Genomic DNA, 19,324 nt, shown 5'->3' with positions numbered 1-19,324 from the left:
CGGGTTGCCGCTGATCAAACGCAAGAGACGATTTCATTGTATTGTTCAATTACGCGCGCGCAATAAAGATTTCATTGAGCTCTGCGGGGGGAAGTGGGCCATCCAGAGGGAAGAATCCCCTGATATTAGAAAAGGCGACATTATGTCGTCAAAATGCACAATATAATGTGATTACAATAACATTATAGTATATATTCTGCTGACAATATAGAAGTTTGCTGGACTGTTTTGGTAATTACAAAATCAAATAAATTCCAAATTATACAGTTGCAGTAACGAAAAAATCCGTTTGGTAACTTTCGGTTTAAAAATGGAATTATTATGTGATGAGGAAGCGGTGAACCGGCGGATGCTCTTTACCATGTCCTCACCCGCCGTATGGAAAGCTCCGTTACCGACCTGATAAAAAGCCTGCACATTGACAAGCACAATAGAATAAAGTATATTAGATATACCTTAATTACTTATTATGGAGGTCTTTATGAACAAAGCGCGGAAGCTTGCTCAAATCGGGAGGGAGTGCGTGGCCTGCGGGTGCTGCACGGCGGCCTGTCCCATGGGCGCCGTGAGGATTGACTCCGGCGTGACCGCCCGGGTGGACGGCGAACTATGCGTCGGCTGCGGGAAGTGCGCCAAGGCATGTCCGGCCGCCGTCATCAGCCTCACGGTGCGGGAGGCTGCGGTATGAAAAAGAGGTGGTATGATTACCTGTGGGTTGCGGAGCTGCTCTATCTGGCGCTGGGCCTGTGCAATATTCTCTTTGCCTGGCTGGGGATGCTCTTCTTCGCCATTCCGCTGCTGGTGGCGGTGATCGGGGGCAGTAAGGCGTACTGCAACCGCTTTTGCGGGCGGGGGCAGCTGCTGGGACTTCTGGGGGGCAGGCTGAAGCTCTCGCGCAATGTGCCGCCCCCGCGGTTTTTGCGCAGCCGCTGGTTCCGGTACGGCTTTCTGGCGTTTTTTATGACCATGTTTGCGCTGATGGTGTTCAGCACTTATCAGGTGTTTACCGGCGCGCCGCTGCGGCAGACCGTCACTCTTCTGTGGGTGTTCAAGCTGCCGTGGCAGTGGGCGCGGGTGGATATGGCGGCGCCCTGGGCAGCGCAGTTCGCCTTCGGCTTTTTCGGCGTGATGCTGACGTCCACCGTGCTGGGGCTTACCACGATGGTGCTGTTCCGGCCCCGGTCGTGGTGTGTGTACTGTCCCATGGGGACGATGACCCAGGGAATTTGTCGACTGAAACAGGGAAAGGGATGTGCCGGCTGTGGAAGAACAGGCGAAGAAAATTGCGGAGCTTTTAAAAATATTGGCCAATGAGCACCGCCTGCTGGTGCTCTGCGCGCTGATGAAGGGGCCGCTCACAGTGGGAGAGCTCCATACCTATACGCCGAATATCACGCTGTCCGCCCTCTCCCAGCATCTGAACCAGCTGAAGCATGCGGGTATTCTGGAGTCGGAACGGCGGGGCATGAACGTCGTTTACAGCATTCGGGACCAGCGGGCTGCGGCGCTGATAGGCGCGATAAAGGAACACTACTGCCCGGGATGATATAGGAGAGCGGCCGCAGCCGGGCGTGTAGCAGCGCCCGGCTGTTGACGGCTGAACCAACCTCGGCTATACTGAATTTGTCGAAAAAAGCGACGGCGGGGCTGCCGATGGGGGGAGTATGCATGATTCGCGTTGCAATTGTTGACGATGAAGCGCAGGTCAGGGCCGAGCTGGAGCAGTATCTCAGGCAGTACGGGAAGGGCTGCGGGGTGGACTTTTTTGTCCGGTCCTTTAAAAACGGCATCGCCCTATTGAATGAGGAGCAGTTGAACTTTGACATCGTCTTCCTGGATGTGGAGATGCCGTACATGAACGGGATTGAGACGGCCAGGAACCTGCGGCAGAGCAACAGCGTCTGCGCGCTGGTGTTTATCACCAATATGGCGCAGTACGCCATCGCCGGGTACGAGGTGGACGCCATGGACTATGTGGTGAAGCCGGTGACGTATGAGGTGTTCGCCTTCAAGATGAAGCGCGTCCTGGAGCGGGTGGCCCTGAACGAGTCCAAGAGTCTGTCGGTCAAGACCAGAGACGGCTTTGTGTATCTGGACGTTCAGGATATCTACTATATAGAGGTGACGGGGCACGAGCTTCGGTACCACACCGCCCGGGGCGTCCTGTCCGTCTGGGGCGCCCTGTCCGAGGCCGAGCGCCGGCTGGAGCACGACGGATTTTACCGCTGCAATTCCTGCTATCTCATCAATCTGCGTTATGTCTCCGCCGTGGAGGAGGACAGCGCCGTGGTCCGGGGCGACCGCCTGCGTATCAGCGGCCCCAGAAAAAAGGGATTCTACCACGCGATGATGCAGTACATGAAGAGGTGAGGTGACGGCTGTGCGAGAGGTTTGGGCGCTCATTGTGCAGTGCTGGGGATTTTTTGAGACCTTCATATTGGCGTGTGAGGTCTTGTTCTGTATCCGCTGCTTCCGCCTGAGAAAACGGTGGTTCCCTCTGTTTCTCCTGCTGTCTGCCGCCTATGTGGTAATTCCGCGCATGATACCGGATTTTCACAGCCTCCCGGGTTTCGTGTTTTTCGGCAATGTGACGTTTGGCTTTTTCTTTATGTGGCTGCTGTCCATGCTGATTTTGTGCGTGGGATTTGAAATCCGATGGAATGAGACGCTGTTTGTGGGCATTGTCGCCCACACCATGCAGCATATCTGGTCCAGCATCATGCTGCTGCTCTGTATGGTCTTTGAATGGGAGTATGAGATACATATTGCAAACGTCATCCGCTTTTTCCTCGCGGATGGGATGATGCTGGCCACCTATTTCGGACTCGCTCGATACTTTGAGAAACGGAGGACGCTGACAGGCGACAGGTTCCTGCTGATCTTCTCCGTATTTGCGCAGCTTATGATCAATTTTCTTTACAACTACACGTCGACGAACGATTATTTAAATCTGGCTATTTATTTTTACGACATTGCCGCCAGCCTCTTTCTCCTGATGATTTTGTACGGCGTATTCTCACGGGCTCAGCTCCGGTCAGAGGCCTATATGCTGGAGCGGATCATCGCGGAGTCGGAATCTAAGCACCGGGCGGCCATGGAGAACGCGGAGAGCCTGGACCGCAAATGCCATGACCTCAAGCACCAGATTGCGGCCCTGCGCCTGGCGCCGGAGGATCAGCGGGAGGACTATATCCGGGAGTTGGAGGAGACCGTCCACACCTTTGAGCGGCTCTACAAGACCGGAAACGACACGTTGGACGTGCTGCTGGCCGAAAAGCAGACTCTTTGCGTGCAGAAGGATATTGCCCTGACTGTGCTGGCGGACGCCGGCGGCCTGAGCGGCATCAGTGCGCTGGACATTTATACGCTGTTCGGCAACGCGCTGGACAACGCCATCGAGGCCGCCCAGCAGGTCCCACTGAGCACCGGCCGGGTCATCTGCCTCAACATCGCACGGCGCGGCAACCTCACCAGTATCAGCCTGGAAAACTCCTGCGCCCGCGCCGCCGCATTCCGGGACGGCCTCCCCCTTACCACCAAGGAGGACGCGGAGCGCCACGGCTTCGGCGTCAAAAGCATCCGCTATATCGTAGAGAAATACGGCGGAACGATGGAAATCTCCCAGTCGGAGGGCCGCTTTTCTCTGAATATCATGTTTTTATCCAATCACACACAGGCCGCATAGGGGCCGCGCATAAAAAAGCTTCCGCCATCGGCGGAAGCTTTTTTATGCTCTGGCATTGCGTAATTTGGCTGTTTTTTTGCATAGATTGATAGACTGCCGCAGTTTCAGATGAAATAAGCAAAAAAAGCGGCGAGCGGGCCCGGGCACGCTATAATGGAGCCACTCAGGACGAAACCTGAAGCCACACGAGGGGAGAGGGGGACCGACGGCGTCTCAGCCTGAAAACCGCAGATTCAAAAAAGCAAGGAGGATATTTATGAGGTCCAAACATTATGTGAGAACCATCGCATTGGCGCTGTCTCTGGCACTGACCCTGGTTTTGGGCGGCTGTACCTCCCAGGAGCCGGTCGGCGGCGTTTCCGCCCCCACGCCCACCACTGCGCAAGCGGCGGATAATTCCGAGTACGAATTTGTGTTCACGGGCGCTTCCTCTGACTTTGAGGGAGGAAGGACCATGAACGTCAGTATCTGCGGGCTCAGGGACGAGGCCTGCTCCCTTGAGCTCCGGGTGGTGGAGTTCCCTCAGATTCTGATTGAGGGGCACTACGTTTTCGTGGAGGGCAAGGGCTACAAGCTCTACTTCGAGGACGCCTCCTCCGCCTTTGTGTATACCCGGTTCCAGCCGGAGGACAACGCGTTCACCTTCAAGTACACGCTGGACGCGGGCTCCCTGGGCAGCGCACGGATTGCGTTTACCTGTCAGGACGAGGCGTTTGCGGCCGAGTATGACGGCGAGGGCCTGGGCCGCACGCCGCCCACCTTCACCGGCACGGTAGGGGGTGTCGGCAGCGGAACGGTTACCCTGGTGTGCGGTGAGGACGGCACATTTACCACAAGCAGCACCAGCAAATATACCGGCTCTCGCTCCGGAACCTGGGACTACGACGAATCTGCCGACCAATACCTTTTCCATTTTGCCCCCGACACTTCGTATAATTTGGCTTTTGAAGGCAACGAGGCCGATGGACAGGGCAGATACTGCGGCTTTAATAAAGTAGATGATGGTTCGACATCTAATGAGCGTCAATTTTGCTATCTCACAGCGGCGGACCCAGTGTGTTTTGATCTCCCCATCTCTAAAGAGAGCGCCATCCCGCTGAACGAGCCCTACAAGTCTGGCTGTACCTATGATGCGGAGACTGGACGTTATGACATCAGCGTGAAAGACCTGCCGAATCTGGAGGAATTGGTCAGCGGCCTGAGCCGGGGCAACAACCCCGACGACTATAAGAGCCTGCCCGACGTCTGCTACTATGTGATGGACGACGGCTCACTGAACTTCCTGCCCGAGTGCGCCACCGCGTACGACCCGGTTACCGGCGACTACAGCCTCACCTGGTCGGTATGCAACGGCAAATACAGCCTGGCGCAGGGCGTCTATAACCCGGAAGCGTAAGGAGGAGACAATATGAGCAAAACAGCAAAGCGCGTCAACCTGGCCAAGCACATCGTCATCAGCATCGCCTGCATCCTGCTGGTGGTCATCATGGCGGCGGGCGACGCGGTGGCCGGCGCCTTCTATCTGGTGATCTCCAACAATCTGGGTCAGATCACCTACAAGGTGGAGGAGGCGCCCGGCGGCGAGGCGGTGGACGCCCAGTACTATAAGTCCGAGTTTGACTACGACCAGCGGGCCCTGCGGGCGGCCCAGCGGGAATTTGCGCTCCAGGTACAGGGGGAGGGCGCGGTTCTGCTGAAGCAGGGCGGACTGCCCATCGCCTCCGGCGGCGGCGTGACCCTGCTGGGCGCGGGCTGCGCAGACAACAATGAAATGGGATTCTTGTACGGCGGCGGAGGATCAGGGGGTATCAGCACTGTCAACGCCCTGAACCTGAAGGAGATTTTTGAGCAGGCCGGATACGCCGTGAACCCCGCCATGTGGGACTATTACAACAACGGCGCGGGCGTCGGGACCCGCTCACTGGGCAACAAGCGGATCGGCGAGCAGCCCCTGAGCAGCATGCCCGCGGGCCTGCGGGATGTGAGCGGGTACGGCGATATCGGCATTGTGGTCGTCAGCCGCCCCGGTGCGGAGGGCACCGACATGCCCACCACCACCGAGGAGGACCCGGACAAGTCCTTCCTGGAACTCTCTCAGAACGAGCTGGACCTCATCCGCTTCGCCTGCGAGGAGGCCGGCTTCGGCCAGGTGGTCCTGCTGCTGAACACCATGCAGGCCATTGAGCTGGAGAGCGTGCTGGGCTATGAGAATCTGGGCATCCTCTGGGTCGGCGGCGCGGGCGAGGAGGGCGCGCAGGCCATCCCCGCCCTGCTGAACGGCGCGGTCAACCCCTCCGGCCGCCTGGTGGACACCTGGGTGAACGACATGCTGGAGAACGACCCCGCGGTAAAGAACCAGGGCGATATGCGCTGGAGCTCCGGCGACGCCACCGGCACCTACGTGGTCTATCAGGAGGGCATCTATGTGGGCTACCGGTACTATGAAACCCGGTATGCCGACGTGGTGACGGGCGCCGCCAACGCAGGGAATTACGACTATCAGAGCGTCGTCACCTATCCCTTCGGCTATGGCCTTTCGTACACCGCCTTTGACTACTCGGATTACCGCCTGACCGAGGCGGAGGACAGCGTGACCGTCTCCGTGAAAGTCACCAACAGCGGCGGCGCGGCGGGCAGGGAGGCGGTGCAGCTCTATATGCAGTCCCCCTACACCCAGTATGACCGGGACAACGATATCGAGAAAGAGGCGGTTCAGCTGGCGGGCTTCTCCAAGACGGGGATGCTGGAGCCCGGCGCCTCCGAGACGGTGGAGATGACTGTTCCCAAGGAGTATATGCGCGCCTATGACGCCAACGGCGCGGGGACCTACGTCGTCGACGCGGGCGACTATTACTTTGCCGTTGGAAAGAGCGCCCATGACGCCCTGAACAATATCCTGGCTGCCCAGGGGTATACCGCCGCCGACGGCATGACCGCAGAGGGCAGCGCGGCGCTGGCCGGCAGCATTACCCAGGCCGCCCTGGATACCGCGGCCTACGCGGTTGGCGAGGATGATTTCGCCATCATCAACGAGCTGGGCGATATCAACATCCAGAACTACGACCCCGCCTTTGTCTACATGACCCGGAAGGACTGGGCGGGCACCGTTCCCACCGGGACCTATGAGCTGACCGTGACCGACCAGATGCTCACCGACAACGCAGTGCCCGACCCCGAGTCCGACCCGGACGCCGTGATGCCCGCCATGGGGGCCGCCAACGGCCTGGCCCTGGTGGATATGCGGGGCCTGGAGTACGGCCATCCCCTGTGGGAGACCCTGCTGGACCAGCTGACCTTCCAGGAGATGACCGGACTTCTGACGGCAAACTTCAGCAACGCCGCCGTCGGCTCCGTCATGAAGCCCGCCCTCACCGACAGCGACGGCCCCGCCGGAATCACCGCAAGCCTGGGCGTGGGCGCCAAGGGCTACGGATACGGCGTGGAGGTCCTGCTGGCCTCCACCTGGAACAAGGACCTCGCCAGGCGCCAGGGCGAGCTGGTGGGGGAGGACTCCCTGTTTACCATGGTCTCCGGCTGGTATGCCCCGGCCTGCAACATCCACCGATCCGCATTCTCCGGCCGGAACTTTGAGTACTACTCCGAGGACAGCCTCCTCTCCGGCGTATTTGCCGGCACGGTGGTGGCCGGCGCCGGCGGAAAGGGTGTCTACTGCTATCTGAAGCACTTCGCCCTCAACGACCAGGAGACCAACCGGGTGAAAATCAACACCTTCTCCAACGAACAGGCGGCCAGACAGATCTATCTGCGGCCCTTTGAGATTGCGGTCCGGGATTACGGCTGCAACACCATGATGCTCTCCATGAACTGCATCGGCATGACCTGGGTGGGCCACCACAGAAACCTGCTGGACAACATCGTCCGGGGTGAGTGGGGCTTCGAGGGCATGATCAACACCGACACCCAGGGCAATTTCGGCGCCGATATCAACGACACCGCGGTCTGGGCCGGTACGGATATGTTCCTGAGCGCCCAGACTCTGGACGAGACCGAGGTCCGCGGCAGCCCCACCATGATGAATGAGCTGCGGGAGGCGGCTCATCACATCCTGTATGTCACAGCCAACTCCAACGGCATGAACGGCATCTCCAACAGCACCCGCATCGTGAATATCACGCCTCCCTGGGTGATGTGGCTTGTTGCGGCCAATGTGGCGGTCATCGGCGGGGCTCTGGCGGGACTGGCGCTCAATATCCGCAGGACCGTCAGGAACATGAAGAAGAAGGAGGCTTAAGCGATGAAGAAGAAGGAACTGCCGTGTATCATCGTCATGTCCGTCATTGCGCTCGGCATGATAGTGGAATCCGTGGGCGCCGTGATGTCAAGGACCACAGCCATCGGCTTCAATTTCAGCCTGCCTGCCGTCCTGTATGTGGGGATCGCCATGATCGCCGCGGGCTTTATTGCCCACTTTCCCCTGAAAGCAATGTCCAAAAGGCTGGGCATCAGCAGCATCGCCCTGGACGCCGAGGCGATCCTGATGATCGTTGCGATGTTCTTTGCCGTTATTCTGCTGGTGTGCAGCATCACATTCCCGGTGCTTTTCCCGGCCAACGGCTGAGGGCGCGGGCGCTCACGCGGAGGGGGAGGCGTCGGGCCAAACACTCCTTTTGCAGAAACATGACGCCGCCGCCGGCGAAGAAAAAATGGGGAGACCACATTAAGCTGTGGTCTCCCCATTTTAAAATCTGCCGATTCCCGGAGGCTGTCATGTCTGCCATAGGCTGTTTACAGGATGGCTGCACCGATGTTCCCGTACAGCTCGGGCCGGCGATCACGGAACAGATGCATCTCATGCACGCCCGGCCTTACGATGATGTCCTTTTCCCCGGCCTGCCGAAGGTTGATATCCGCGGCAATTATGCCCTCGCAGTCCGTCAGTTCGGCCAGGACGGCGCCCGTGGGATCGAGGATCTGAGAACGGCCGATAAACTGAAAGCCCCGTTCCGTACCGATGCGGTTTGAGGACAACAGGAAAACCCGGTTCTCACAGGCTCTGGCCCGGCTAAAAAAGTCGGGGTAGGCATTCCCGGCAGGGGGGAGGTTCGTAATGTGGACCACCAGCTCCGCTCCCCGCAGCGCCTCCTCCCTCATTGGCTCCGGGAAACGCAGATCGTAACAGACAAGCAGCCCCAGCTTGCCAAAGGGCGCATTTACAACACAGAGCGCGTCCCCCGGGTCGGCAAAACGATCCAGACCCAAAAGAGGCAGATGAGTCTTTCGGTAGCACCGCACCTGTCCGTCGGGCAGGCAGCATACGGCGGAATTATAGAGCCGGTCCCCGGCTGTTTCCGCCGTCCCAAAGACAATGGTCATGCCCAGTGCTCCGCTCAGGCGGCTCATCCGGCGGACAGAGGGCCCGTCGAACGCCTCCGCGGCGGACAGGGCCTCTTCCCGGCTTTCAAAGCAGTAGCCCGCAAGCGACGCCTCGGGAAAAGCCACCAGATCGGCGCCGTACAGCATTTTGGCCCGTCTGGACATCTCCTCCATTTTGTCCAGGTTATATGCCTTGTCGAGGATATGGACGTCAAATTGAGCCGCCGCAACCTTCACGCTGTTGAGCACACCAGATCTCTCCTTTCTACCGCAGTGCCGCAGAGAAGGGTGAGCGCCCGCCGCCCTTCTCTGCATCATTTTACTGCGCAGAAATCTTCGCCTGAGTATTTGTCAGCCTGCAGTAATACTCAGGCCTGCTTTTCTTCACCGCATACATCAGAATCACGTACACCAGGATGGAGGCGATCAGGCCGTCGATAGCCGGACACCAGATGTTCAGCATGGCCGCCGCGATGCCGCAGGCCCATGCGATTAGGGCGAAGACGTTGAAGGGACGTTTGATATCTTCGAGCTCGCAGAAGTCCCTCCTCTTGACAAAGTAGTAATCCGCGATTACCACGCCGCCCATGGGCGGTATAATGGAGGCCAGGAAGTTCAGCCACGCTCCAAAGAACTTGTCCAGACCCATAACTGCCACGACGGTGCCCAAAACGCCTGCAATCAGCGTCAAATATACCCGGTTCCAGCGAAAGATGTTTGAAAGCGATAAGCCGGTGGAGTACAAAATATTGTCCGTTGTGGAGACAATGTTTAAAAACAGGAACAGGAACGCGGCGCCCGCCATGCCCAGCGCCGCGAACGCCAGGACGATATCCGGCTGGCCGGTGGTCAGGACGCTCATCGCGCCCAGAACACGCACAAATCCCAGGCCGATAAACAGACCGATGCAGACGCCCAGCGCCGCCTGACCCTTCGTCCGTGAAAAACGCGCGATATCACAGGCCAGAAGAGAGCCCACCGCGAAGGCGCCCACGCCCTGGGAGATGCCCATGGGGATGGTCGAGCCGCCTGTGCCCGGCATAAAGGTTGACGCGCTGCCGGTGAGCTTGAAGACGCCGATCAGACCGACAATCAGCACACACGGAACCGCCAGATAGCCGATGATTGCCGTGGCCTTGATTCCAACCGCCGCCACCACCGCAATCGCCAGCCCGGCAACGATTGCCACGATTTTAAAGTTCAGGGACGGCATCACCTGAATGGCCACGTTTGCCAGGAGCGCGGTCAGGATGCCGTACCAGCCGAAGTGCACGACGGAAATGACGACAGAGGGGATTTTGGAACCGATATTGCCGTAGGTATGCCGGGTCATCAGGGCAAAGCCGAGGCCCTTTTTCGCGCCCGGAACCGCCAGAAGAACCGCCAGCGCACAGTTTACCGCGGTGGCAATGATAATCGCGACGACGCCCTTCGTCAGGCCCAGCGGCGCCGCGATGGTGCCCCCGGAGATAATCTCGGAAGAGTTCAAACCCCAGCCGGCGAAGATGAACGCAAGTGTCCACAGGGATTTTCTGCCGCTTTGAGGGACTGCGGTTACCTCAAAATCGCTGGAGTTAGCCGTTTTGTTGTTTTTTTCCATGCCCATCCTCCGATCCCTTTCGTTTTATCCGGTCCGCCGCCGCATACGGCGGGCGAGCCTTCCTGTCTTATGCTGCTAATATCACAGCATGGTGTCTCCGCAGTTGGGGCTGATGGTCTGCCCGATAAAGGCGCTGCCGTCGTCGCTGGCCAGGAATACCACGGCGGGAGAGACCTCGCTGCCGTCGCAGTAGCGCCCCAGGGGCAGCGTCAGCTCCTTGGCGGCCCGCCACTCCTTTGAGACATGCTCCGTCACACCGCAGTCCACCGGTCCGGGGGCCACGGCATTCACCAGGATATTGGTCTTCATACCCAGTGCCCCAAACTCCAGGGCCAGGGCCTTCGTCAGGGCAATCACGCCGCCCTTTGCAGCGGAGTAGGCGGACAGCTCCGGTCCGCCCTTCTGGCCGAGCTGGGAGGCGATATTGATCACCCGGCCGCTTTTGGCCTTCACCAGATAGGGGAAGGCCTCCTTAATTGCAACGAAGCAGCCGAACAGGTCGACCCGCAGCATCTCCTGGATATCCTCATAGGCCTGCTCAATCAAGAGTCCCTGGAGAAGGATGCCGGCGTTATTGACCAGAATATCCAGCTGGCCATATCTGGACACCGTCTCCTCATACATGGCCCGGACCTGTGCGGGGTCGGTGACATCCGCGCGATATGCGAAAGCATGCCCGCCGGCCTTTTCGATTTCCGCCACCACCGCGTCGGCCTTTTCCCTGCTGCCGGCAGAGGTGTAGTTCACGCAGACCTTTGCGCCCGCCCTGGCGCAGTCCAGGGAGATGTACATACCGATTCCCCGGCAGCCGCCTGTCACGACCGCTACCTTTCCGTCCAACTTACCCATGTTTCTTCCTCCTATCATATTTATATCCGCCCATGAGAGCCCGGCCGCTATTTTTGAGCGGAAAACCGGGGAATGAATTTACCGGCTCCCTTTTCGCCTAAAATCGTGCCGTGGTCGAAGATCAGCCTGCCCCGGAGGTAGGTCTGGATCGGCCAGCCCTTGAAGACCATGCCGTCATAGGGGGAGTAGTCGGTAATATTGGGGGATTCCCTGACGGAGTACGCCTTCTCCATTTCCAGGTCCACCACTGCGAAATCAGCGTCGGCCCCCACCTCGATGCTGCCCTTCTGGGGGTACAGGCCAAAGGTTTTCGCCACATTGTAACTGGTAATCTCGGCCACCTTTTCAATGGAAATACGCCCCTTGTTGACGCCCTCGCTCAGGAGCACGGGCAGGGTGGTCTCCAGGCCGGCGAAGCCCACGATGCCATCCCAGAAATCCTGCTTATCCTTCAGGGCCACGCTGGCGTGGTCCGTGCCGATACAGGTAATCACGCCCTCCTGAATCGCCTGCCACATGGCCTCGTTATCCTCCCTGTGCCGCAGGGGGGGATTGACTTTGCTCTTTACCCGGTCCGTATTCTCCACGTTGAGAACCAGGTACTGGGGGCAGGTCTCGCCGATCACGTCCACGCCCTCGGCCCGGGCCCGCAGGATTTCCTCCTTCGCCTCCTTTGTGGTGAGATGTACCAGATACAGGGGACAGCCGGTCCCCTTGGCGAAGGCGACAACCTTGCGGATGCTCTCCACCTCGACCCAGTTTGGCCTGGTATCCGTCCAGTAGGCCGAGGCGTCTTCGCCGCTCGCCTGCATCTGCTCCTTGATTTTATAAAAGATTTCGATGTTTTCCGCGTGGATGAGCGCGCGCGCCTTCTCTTTCAGCTTACCGATCTCCTTAAAACCCGCGTAAATAATTCCGTCGTCGATCCCGACAAGAGGCGGCACGGCCTCGGCGCCCTTATAGGGCAGATAAAATTTAAAGGTATTCACGCCCCGGGTCTCCACCATATCCGGGATCTCATCAATTTGTCCCTGGGTGAAAATGCCCTCGTGGAAGGAGCCGTCCACATAGGCATTGCGCTCAAAACGCTCAATGCCGATGGAGAGCTCCTCATGGAGCGGCAGCGGCTCATTCAGGAAGTGAATCACCGTGGTGACGCCGCCAACGGCAGCCGTTCTGGTGGTACAGATGCAGTCCTCCTCCCAATCCCAGCTCGGCCAGCCGATATGGACATGGGGATCGATTACGCCGGGCAGGATATGCTTGCCGCCCAGATCGGCGACCTCGTCCGCCTCCACGGAAAATTCCTCGCCGCCGATACCGGCTATCCTGCCGTCTTTCACCGCAATGTTTCCTCTGAAGGATTTTGAAGGCGTTACAATGATTCCGTTTTTCAGCAATAGATCTACGCTCATAGCTGAGACCCCTCCTTTTCGGTCCATCCGCAAACTGCTTTGTTTTTTCGGTCATCACATACATAAAATCGTCTGTAACCGATGCGTTTATTATATAAAGGACCAAAAAATTAGTAAAACAGTTAAAGCGAGCCTCATCCACAACAATCATATTGTAGCGGGGGAGGGCGCGGTCTGTCCGACGCCGGGCGCCGCGGCCGGAGGCTTTTTCAAACGGAGCGAGGACCGGAGGACGCCTGCTTTCTTGGGACACAATTCCCGTGTTGTGACGCTCTATGCAAATCTGAGATGAACAAAAGCCGAATTTTAACTATAATGCGTGTACGGACGACCCGCAGCTTTTTTTGGCGGCAGGCCGTGTTTTCAACCGGCGCAGGCTGCTGGCGCTGCTCCGGCGACGGATGTCTCTATCATCTAAAACAGATGTTCGGGGTCAATGGGCTTGGCCAGGTGGACGTTCATACCGGCTTCGCCGGCCCTGACCACGTCCTCGTGGACGGCGTCGGCCGTCATGGCCGCGATGGTGGCGTCCGGCCCCACGTACTCCTTGACCCTGCGGGTTACCTCAATGCCGTCCATGTCCGGCATCTTCCAGTCGACGAGGCACACGTCGTAATCCTCGCCGGTTGTGTGGGAAGCCAGCACCGCCTCCACACATCTCCCCGCTCATGCCGATGAGCGTGAAGCGCAGGCGCACCCGGCCGTTCTTCTTCTAAAGCTGGCGGATCTCCAGCCGGATAGAGCCGCCGGAGGGGGTGAATTTGAGGGCGTTGGACAGCAGATTCCGCAGCACCTGACTCAGCCGCAGGGAGTCGCCCGCCAGTACGGTATCGGTGAGGCCCGCCAGGGGCATGGTGGAGCCGATCCCCCTTCTCCGTGGCCCGGGGATAGATGATGGAGGAGATGGACTCCGCCACACGCTCCAGGTTGAAGCTGCATTGACATTGCGAAATACAAAAGAATGCAGGAGCGCCCTGGATGAGCTCATAGACAAAAAAACCAGGTATGGCAGTGGAACCGTTAAAAACGCGTTTTTAACGGTTCCACTGCCATACCTGGGTCGCTTCTCATTCGTGTCCGGGGGCGGGGGCAGCAAAAATTCCACCGCCTGCCGCCCGGAAAAGCAGGCGCTTCAGAGCATACCGCCTGCACAGACCGGGCAGGCGGAAAAGTCCTTATCCCATGCGCCGGGCGTGCAGGTCAAAGCGGACCTCCCATTCCCCGTCGTCTGTTACAGTGACATCCTGCCAGTGAAAATAATCGTCCTCGATCTTGGCGAAGACCCATTTTCTCCTCTCGTCCTCAACACCCGTAAGGACGATGATGTCGCCCTGCTTTCTCGCCTCAAACCGCATAATGCGTCCTGTGTAACAGTAGGCGATGTCCCAGGTGTGGGTGCCCGGGTTGTAGACGCGCAGGGTGGTCCCGTATTCAAATCCGGGCAGAACAATCACATCCTGTACCGCCATCCCCTCCAGAACCCGTGAAAAATGCCACTCGCCTTTCAGCACGCGGGAATCGCGGCTGTCGACATAGTCGATGTTCCAGCTGCCAATCAGCTTTCCAAAATAGTCATACTCTTCGGGCAGGGCCTGATGTCTCTCCCCGCTTGCCAGCGCTTCAAAAAAAATGATCCATACGCCGGTTCCTCCTCCGTTTTTAATTGTGTACTGTCTGCCTCTCCGTCCGAGGCCCGCTTTATTTTGGCGCGGCCTAACGGCGCGCGGCCAGCATGGCGTCCACCTCGGCGCGGGTGAGGCGGTAATCGCCGTCGCCGCAGCGGCGGTAGGAGCCGGTGTAGAGCCCGCCGCCCACATAGACCGGGCGCAGGCGCTGGTCTGCCCGGGGCACCTCCATGACGATAATCCGCCCCGAATCCGTGTCCACAACCCGGAGCTGGCCGGGCGAGAGCAGGTTTTCGCTGGCGACGCTCGGGTCGTCCAGCATGGTGCGCAGCCGGGCGGCCATCTCCTCCGCGTCCAGCAGACCCTGAATCCGCAGAGATTTGTCCGGCAGCTCCTCCACCCCCAGCAAAATGACGCCTCCATAGGTGTTGGCAAAGGCGGAATAGGTCTCCCAGAGGCTCTCGGGCAGGCCGCCGGTGGCCAGCTTGGCCTCCAGGCGGTTGTTCTCCCGGTATGTGCCGATTTTGGTGATGTCCAGCATGACGCGCCTCCAGCCCCTTTGTTGCCACCTATTATACAAAAAAAGCGGGACAGATACAAGGCAGAGGGGGCCCAAATGACAATTTTGGAACCGGTGGGAAAAAAGCGAAAAATCCAGTTGACAAATGCGGCCTGTCCCGCTATAATAATCAAGCGGTCTTTCGTTAGGCCGCACTTTTGCGGATGTGCTGGAACTGGTAGACTGGCTAGCTTGAGGTGCTAGTGTCCAATTGGACGTGCGGGTTCGAGTCCCGCCATCCGCACCAAAAAGAAGGACAGGAAAGATTTTATCTTTCCTGTCCTTCTTTTTGGGGTTCCGCCGCCTTTGGGCGGCTCCACCCTATTTATTTTATCTGCTCGGGCGGAATAAATCCGCCCGGCATCAAAATTTTTGCTATGCAAAAATGCTTGACACGCCGCACTCGCGGCGGATTTTTTCTCCGACTTCGGGTTTGACTCTCCTTGTCAAAAAAATGACCACACCGAAAGGTGTGGTCATTTTTTTGGATACCGGGTTTATTTTATCTGCTCGGGCGGAGTGAATCCGCCCGGCATCAAGATCTTTGCCGAAGGCAAAAATGCTTGGGACGCCGCACTTGCGGCGGGTGATGCACCGGCTTCTTTTTTGGGTTTCGCCGCCTTTGGGCGGCATCACCCCTTCTCCTATTACAGTTCCATGCCCTGCCGATTACAATCAAAGGGCATAGAGGCGCCTTGATGATTCGGGGGCCTTGGCTACTGCCGCGCTCAGGTGTGCTGGACCTGGGGGCGGGTTTTTATTTATCCATTCATATCATCGGGGAAAACATAGGAGGTCACGATATCACCAGTGTCGGCGTCTTCGATGATTACCTCGACCCGGGGGGTGCCGGCGGTAAAGGCTTGGTACATCATTCCGGACATACCCAATACAAATGGCGTAAGGTTGATGACCTCGGCTTCATAGGCCGTGCGGTCTACCTGAGCTGTGATGGCGCTGAAGTCGTCTGTATGGGTAATGGACTTAATATATGGGCTGTCTTCTGCCTCTACCATGGCGGCAAAGGATTCATCATACTGCTTTGACATCTCGGCTAAAAGCTCGCTGTGTTTCGCCTTGCTCATTTTAACTGTAACGGACCCGTCATCGTTGAGTACAGCTGCGGCAAAGCCCTGCTCCTGCGCGTAATTATCCGGGTCAAAGGCGGTCATGTCCGTTCCCTCGAAGAGAGAGGCGGGAAGGGTAATTTCTACCGACAGCAGACCTTCGTCCACCTCTACTCCGCCACTGGGCGTTTCTGCGGGCGCGCTGTTGGTTGGGGCGGGCTCTACCGGCGTGGTAGCTGTCGGTGCAGGGCTTGCAGGTGTAGAATCGGCCGGCGTTGGCGAACTGGGAGCTTCACCGTTGGAGCAGGCGGCGAGTGACACGACTATCGCCAGGGATAGCATTGCAGAGATTACTTTTCTTTTCATTTCAGACCCTCTCCTCTTGTTTTCCGCCCTCCGGCGGTTTGGGTGCGGCATCACAAGACTGCTTCATAATTATACCATAGAGAACCAAATACCGCCCGAACCGTCATATCCGGCGCCAAGCACTAGCTTAGGGGCCGTGTCGGTCTTGTCTACGCAATAGACTGCATATCCTTCAAGTGTTCCGCCTGCGTATACGGAGCCACCGAAACCAGGGTCCGGGGAAACGACAACAACATCTTTATATTCGGCACTGGTAGAGCTGTATGGCACAAAACTAAAGTCGGAAAAGCTTACAGCTTTATCCTGTTCAGAGGAATCAAGGGTGACCTTGAGTTTTACGAGTACATATTCCTGCCCTTCCGGGGCGGGGCTGTTGAACTGGTTGGCAGCCTGAATCTTTTTCCAGGCAGCATCGCCCCGGATAGATTCCTCTATGACCGCAGTCACACTGTACTTGCCGTAAGAATAGGATTCAAGGCTGACGCTCTGCGCCGTCCCAATCGGGGCGGGGTTCGTGCGGCTGTACGCTCCGGGAATAGAGGGCGCGGCTGGAGCGGCGGCTCCTTCGCTGGTGAGCTTAACGGTCTTTGTGGCGCCGTCCCATTCGACACCAAGGCCGAGCGCGTTTGCGACGGCGCGAACGGGCAGATAGGTGGTGCCGTCAATGGCGAAGGGCTCCACGGCGGCCCCGTTGGCGTCAGTGGGGGTGACTGCGCTGCCGTTCAGTGTGATTTTGATGTCGTTGTAATCAAGCGTAGCTTGCTTCTGAGCGACTGCGGCAAAAGCAGCCCCGCCCAATCCGAGGACCAGGAGAGTAACCAGGATACCGGTTATGAACCCCTTCCATTGCTTCATATTTTTTCCTCCTCTTATAATTACCGTCATCCGACGGCTGTGGGTGCTTTAAGCAGCGATAACCTTACCGCGGAGCAACCGCGCTGCAAGCTCCAAAAGGGACCCTGGATCCTGGGCCGAATCATGGTAGTTCATATTTTAGATGATTCTCTAACATGTATCAATACTTTCTCTAAATTTTCTGACGGAGGGGGGCATTTTTTGATTTCTTCTCAGATTTCTGCGCCCTGTCAGGAGAAAGAAATTGACATCATTAAACTGGAAGCAAGACCGCCTGATGCTCAACGATGAGTACACATTTACCGAGAGGCAATTTTTTCTGTTTAGAGCTTGTATAGATTCATGGGGAAGCAAAATATTTTGGGCGTTCATGTATATGCAGGTTTTTCTTTTTGATGCGGCCAGCGTAGACGGCATAGGACACGAGCTGGATACTCAACCCGCTCAATATGAGATTACTTTCATGGCGGCAGGCATCATAAAGCAGTTTCAGTTTAAATAGTTTCTCCCTGTTCAAGCTAAATGTGTCTGGAATAATCATCGAATAAATACAGTCCCTGTTGTAGATAAGTGTGTATGTAAAAAACTCCGTCGATTTCACCAGACGGCGTTGCGAGTAACAAGCCGCTATGGTATTATACAATAAAAATTGAGTGCCGCCTTTGGCGGATAAGACGAACGAAGGCGGTGATACAATGGCAGAGCTGTTTGAAACATTTCCATACCTAAGAAATGACCATATTATCATCAGGAAAATGGTTGAAGGTGACGTGGACGACCTTATGGAAATTACGAACAATCCTAACGTCTATCAATATGTACCTCCATTCCTGTATAGAAAAAGCAAGGGAAGTTTGCTAGCTGCAATTAGAAACCTCGGCGGGAGAGATTTCGATAAAAAGAAACTGATTATTGCAGGTATTTATCTGTGCGATGAACCTGATAAGCTCATAGGACTTGCAGAGCTGTTTGATTATAAAAAAAGAATGAACCAAATAACGATTGGCTACCGCATAAACGAATCGTATTGGCACAGAGGGATTGCGACTGATACAGTAAGGCTTATAATGGATTACCTCTGTAATGATTTGGGCGTTCAAAAGTTGAAAGCATTTGTCATGCCTGAAAATGTATTTTCTGAAAAAGTACTGATAAAAAATGGTTTTATAAAAGATCCCGATACTGTTCAAGAGAAGCACTGGGGCGGTAAAGAAATTGTAGATTTGAATGTATTTACCTATGCGGTTTCATAGATTCTAGTTCCAGTACGTCTTATTTGGTAAGTTACGCACTTGGCGGATATTCCGTCTAAAAGCTGACAAGCAGTTGTCATATTATATTGGTATAATTAAAGAAAAAATGGAGGTGTATCATGCAGGAATACACAAGTAAAGAGGCGCTTGCCGAGGAAATAAATAAGACAGCTACTCTATTTATTGTGGAATTTGATGATGTAGCGGATAAGGATATTGATTTAAGATTAGAGGGCGTGGACAGAACGCCCCGTGAGATGATTGCCTATCAGCTTGGATGGATGGGTCTCATTCGCGGCTGGGATAGCGATGAACTGGCCGGGAAAGAAGTGATTACGCCCGCGCCCGGATATAAGTGGAACCAAATGGGTGCGATTTATGAGGGCTTTTATGCCACCTACAACACGCAGAGCCTTTCAGAGCTAAAGCAACTGTATAAAGAAGCCGTTTCCAGCTTGATTGACTGGCTACAAGGTTTTTCTGCTGACGAGCTTTTTCAGCCGGGAGGACGAAAGTGGGCGCAGTCTACTCCGTCTAATTGGCCAATCTGGAAATGGGTTCACATCAATACAGCTGCACCCTTTAAGACCTTTAGAAGCAAAATTCGCAAGTGGAAAAAGCTCCGTGCAACTATTTCGACATGACCCTCTTTTTAGTAAAGAACGTCTTAGGCGGAAAAGGCGAACTCAACAAATCGGAAGTTAGCGAGGAGATAT

The 19,324-nt window shown here is 56.6% G+C and carries 22 protein-coding genes and 1 tRNA gene; 12 read left to right on the top strand and 11 right to left on the bottom strand.

The genetic code is table 11. From position 1 onward, the window contains the following. Nucleotides 1-481: 481 nt before the first annotated feature. From H8S62_RS11430 to H8S62_RS11395, 8 genes are all read left to right on the top strand, one after another. Nucleotides 482-688, top strand: a complete 207-nt coding sequence (locus H8S62_RS11430; protein ID WP_186919425.1) for a 4Fe-4S dicluster domain-containing protein — start codon at nt 482-484, stop codon at nt 686-688. Further along, nucleotides 685-1,314, top strand: a complete 630-nt coding sequence (locus H8S62_RS11425; protein WP_186919423.1) for a 4Fe-4S binding protein — start codon at nt 685-687, stop codon at nt 1,312-1,314. The genes H8S62_RS11430 and H8S62_RS11425 overlap by 4 nt, the downstream gene beginning before the upstream one ends. Further along, complete coding sequence (locus tag H8S62_RS11420) at nt 1,262-1,546, top strand: metalloregulator ArsR/SmtB family transcription factor (RefSeq protein WP_186919422.1); 285 nt, start codon at nt 1,262-1,264, stop codon at nt 1,544-1,546. Before H8S62_RS11425 ends, H8S62_RS11420 begins: the two co-directional genes overlap by 53 nt. A gap of 122 nt (nt 1,547-1,668) precedes the next feature. Then, on the top strand, nt 1,669-2,370 hold the full coding sequence (locus H8S62_RS11415) for a LytR/AlgR family response regulator transcription factor (RefSeq protein ID WP_186919420.1): 702 nt from the start codon (nt 1,669-1,671) through the stop codon (nt 2,368-2,370). A 253-nt stretch (nt 2,371-2,623) separates the two neighbouring features. Continuing rightward, nucleotides 2,624-3,685: a sensor histidine kinase gene (locus H8S62_RS11410; protein WP_186919418.1), complete on the top strand. Its 1,062-nt coding sequence runs from the start codon at nt 2,624-2,626 to the stop codon at nt 3,683-3,685. A gap of 256 nt (nt 3,686-3,941) precedes the next feature. Continuing rightward, nucleotides 3,942-5,081 carry a hypothetical protein gene (locus H8S62_RS11405; protein ID WP_186919416.1) on the top strand — a complete coding sequence of 380 codons (1,140 nt, stop codon included), beginning with the start codon at nt 3,942-3,944 and terminating at the stop codon, nt 5,079-5,081. A 12-nt stretch (nt 5,082-5,093) separates the two neighbouring features. Then, on the top strand, nt 5,094-7,937 hold the full coding sequence (locus H8S62_RS11400; RefSeq protein WP_186919414.1) for a glycoside hydrolase family 3 N-terminal domain-containing protein: 2,844 nt from the start codon (nt 5,094-5,096) through the stop codon (nt 7,935-7,937). 3 nt (nt 7,938-7,940) lie between these two features. Next, a complete protein-coding gene (locus H8S62_RS11395; RefSeq protein ID WP_186919412.1) occupies nt 7,941-8,264 on the top strand; it encodes a hypothetical protein in 324 nt (107 codons plus the stop codon). A 167-nt stretch (nt 8,265-8,431) separates the two neighbouring features. Here H8S62_RS11395 and H8S62_RS11390 read toward each other — a convergent pair whose 3' ends face one another. From H8S62_RS11390 to H8S62_RS11360, 8 genes are all read right to left on the bottom strand, one after another. Continuing rightward, entirely contained in the window at nt 8,432-9,268 is an 837-nt protein-coding gene (locus H8S62_RS11390) for a nitrilase-related carbon-nitrogen hydrolase (protein WP_173023530.1), read from the bottom strand. A 70-nt stretch (nt 9,269-9,338) separates the two neighbouring features. Further along, the gene (locus tag H8S62_RS11385) at nt 9,339-10,619 is read right to left on the bottom strand and encodes a cytosine permease (protein WP_186919411.1); all 1,281 of its coding nucleotides are present in this window, start codon (nt 10,617-10,619) and stop codon (nt 9,339-9,341) included. 81 nt (nt 10,620-10,700) lie between these two features. Beyond that, on the bottom strand, nt 10,701-11,468 hold the full coding sequence (locus H8S62_RS11380) for an SDR family NAD(P)-dependent oxidoreductase (RefSeq protein WP_155149677.1): 768 nt from the start codon (nt 11,466-11,468) through the stop codon (nt 10,701-10,703). 47 nt (nt 11,469-11,515) lie between these two features. Beyond that, the gene (locus H8S62_RS11375; protein ID WP_173023532.1) at nt 11,516-12,883 is read right to left on the bottom strand and encodes a dihydroorotase; all 1,368 of its coding nucleotides are present in this window, start codon (nt 12,881-12,883) and stop codon (nt 11,516-11,518) included. Nucleotides 12,884-13,297: 414 nt separating this feature from the next. Then, on the bottom strand, nt 13,298-13,528 hold the full coding sequence (locus H8S62_RS18550) for a response regulator (RefSeq protein ID WP_341481054.1): 231 nt from the start codon (nt 13,526-13,528) through the stop codon (nt 13,298-13,300). A gap of 67 nt (nt 13,529-13,595) precedes the next feature. Next, nucleotides 13,596-13,736 carry an ATP-binding protein gene (locus tag H8S62_RS18545; RefSeq protein WP_341481053.1) on the bottom strand — a complete coding sequence of 47 codons (141 nt, stop codon included), beginning with the start codon at nt 13,734-13,736 and terminating at the stop codon, nt 13,596-13,598. 322 nt (nt 13,737-14,058) lie between these two features. Then, nucleotides 14,059-14,352 (bottom strand): hypothetical protein, encoded by a 294-nt coding sequence (locus H8S62_RS11365; RefSeq protein WP_341481052.1) that lies wholly within the window; start codon nt 14,350-14,352, stop codon nt 14,059-14,061. A 244-nt stretch (nt 14,353-14,596) separates the two neighbouring features. Further along, nucleotides 14,597-15,049, bottom strand: a complete 453-nt coding sequence (locus H8S62_RS11360) for an AlbA family DNA-binding domain-containing protein (protein ID WP_186919409.1) — start codon at nt 15,047-15,049, stop codon at nt 14,597-14,599. Between the two features lie 178 nt (nt 15,050-15,227). Here H8S62_RS11360 and H8S62_RS11355 point away from each other — a divergent pair. Further along, a tRNA-Leu gene (locus H8S62_RS11355) sits at nt 15,228-15,314 on the top strand. Nucleotides 15,315-15,442: 128 nt separating this feature from the next. Here H8S62_RS11355 and H8S62_RS11350 read toward each other — a convergent pair. The 3 genes from H8S62_RS11350 to H8S62_RS11340 all read right to left on the bottom strand — a co-directional run bounded on the left by H8S62_RS11350 (nt 15,443) and on the right by H8S62_RS11340 (nt 17,355). Further along, complete coding sequence (locus H8S62_RS11350) at nt 15,443-15,700, bottom strand: hypothetical protein (RefSeq protein WP_186919407.1); 258 nt, start codon at nt 15,698-15,700, stop codon at nt 15,443-15,445. A 128-nt stretch (nt 15,701-15,828) separates the two neighbouring features. Then, nucleotides 15,829-16,500, bottom strand: a complete 672-nt coding sequence (locus H8S62_RS11345) for a RodZ family helix-turn-helix domain-containing protein (RefSeq protein WP_186919406.1) — start codon at nt 16,498-16,500, stop codon at nt 15,829-15,831. A 69-nt stretch (nt 16,501-16,569) separates the two neighbouring features. Next, complete coding sequence (locus tag H8S62_RS11340) at nt 16,570-17,355, bottom strand: copper amine oxidase N-terminal domain-containing protein (protein WP_173023533.1); 786 nt, start codon at nt 17,353-17,355, stop codon at nt 16,570-16,572. Between the two features lie 244 nt (nt 17,356-17,599). Here H8S62_RS11340 and H8S62_RS11335 point away from each other — a divergent pair, with 244 nt between their 5' ends. The 3 genes from H8S62_RS11335 (at nt 17,600) to H8S62_RS11325 (ending at nt 19,252) form a co-directional block, all read left to right on the top strand. Continuing rightward, on the top strand, nt 17,600-17,857 hold the full coding sequence (locus H8S62_RS11335) for a hypothetical protein (RefSeq protein WP_155149667.1): 258 nt from the start codon (nt 17,600-17,602) through the stop codon (nt 17,855-17,857). Between the two features lie 193 nt (nt 17,858-18,050). Further along, nucleotides 18,051-18,608 (top strand): GNAT family N-acetyltransferase, encoded by a 558-nt coding sequence (locus H8S62_RS11330; protein WP_186919404.1) that lies wholly within the window; start codon nt 18,051-18,053, stop codon nt 18,606-18,608. A gap of 119 nt (nt 18,609-18,727) precedes the next feature. Continuing rightward, nucleotides 18,728-19,252 (top strand): ClbS/DfsB family four-helix bundle protein, encoded by a 525-nt coding sequence (locus tag H8S62_RS11325; RefSeq protein WP_186919402.1) that lies wholly within the window; start codon nt 18,728-18,730, stop codon nt 19,250-19,252. Nucleotides 19,253-19,324 lie beyond the last annotated feature (72 nt).

The organism is Lawsonibacter faecis (genome assembly GCF_014287675.1).
GTDB classification, from domain to species: Bacteria; Bacillota; Clostridia; order Oscillospirales; family Oscillospiraceae; genus Pseudoflavonifractor; species Pseudoflavonifractor faecis.
This window is presented reverse-complemented; position numbering and strand designations above follow the sequence as displayed.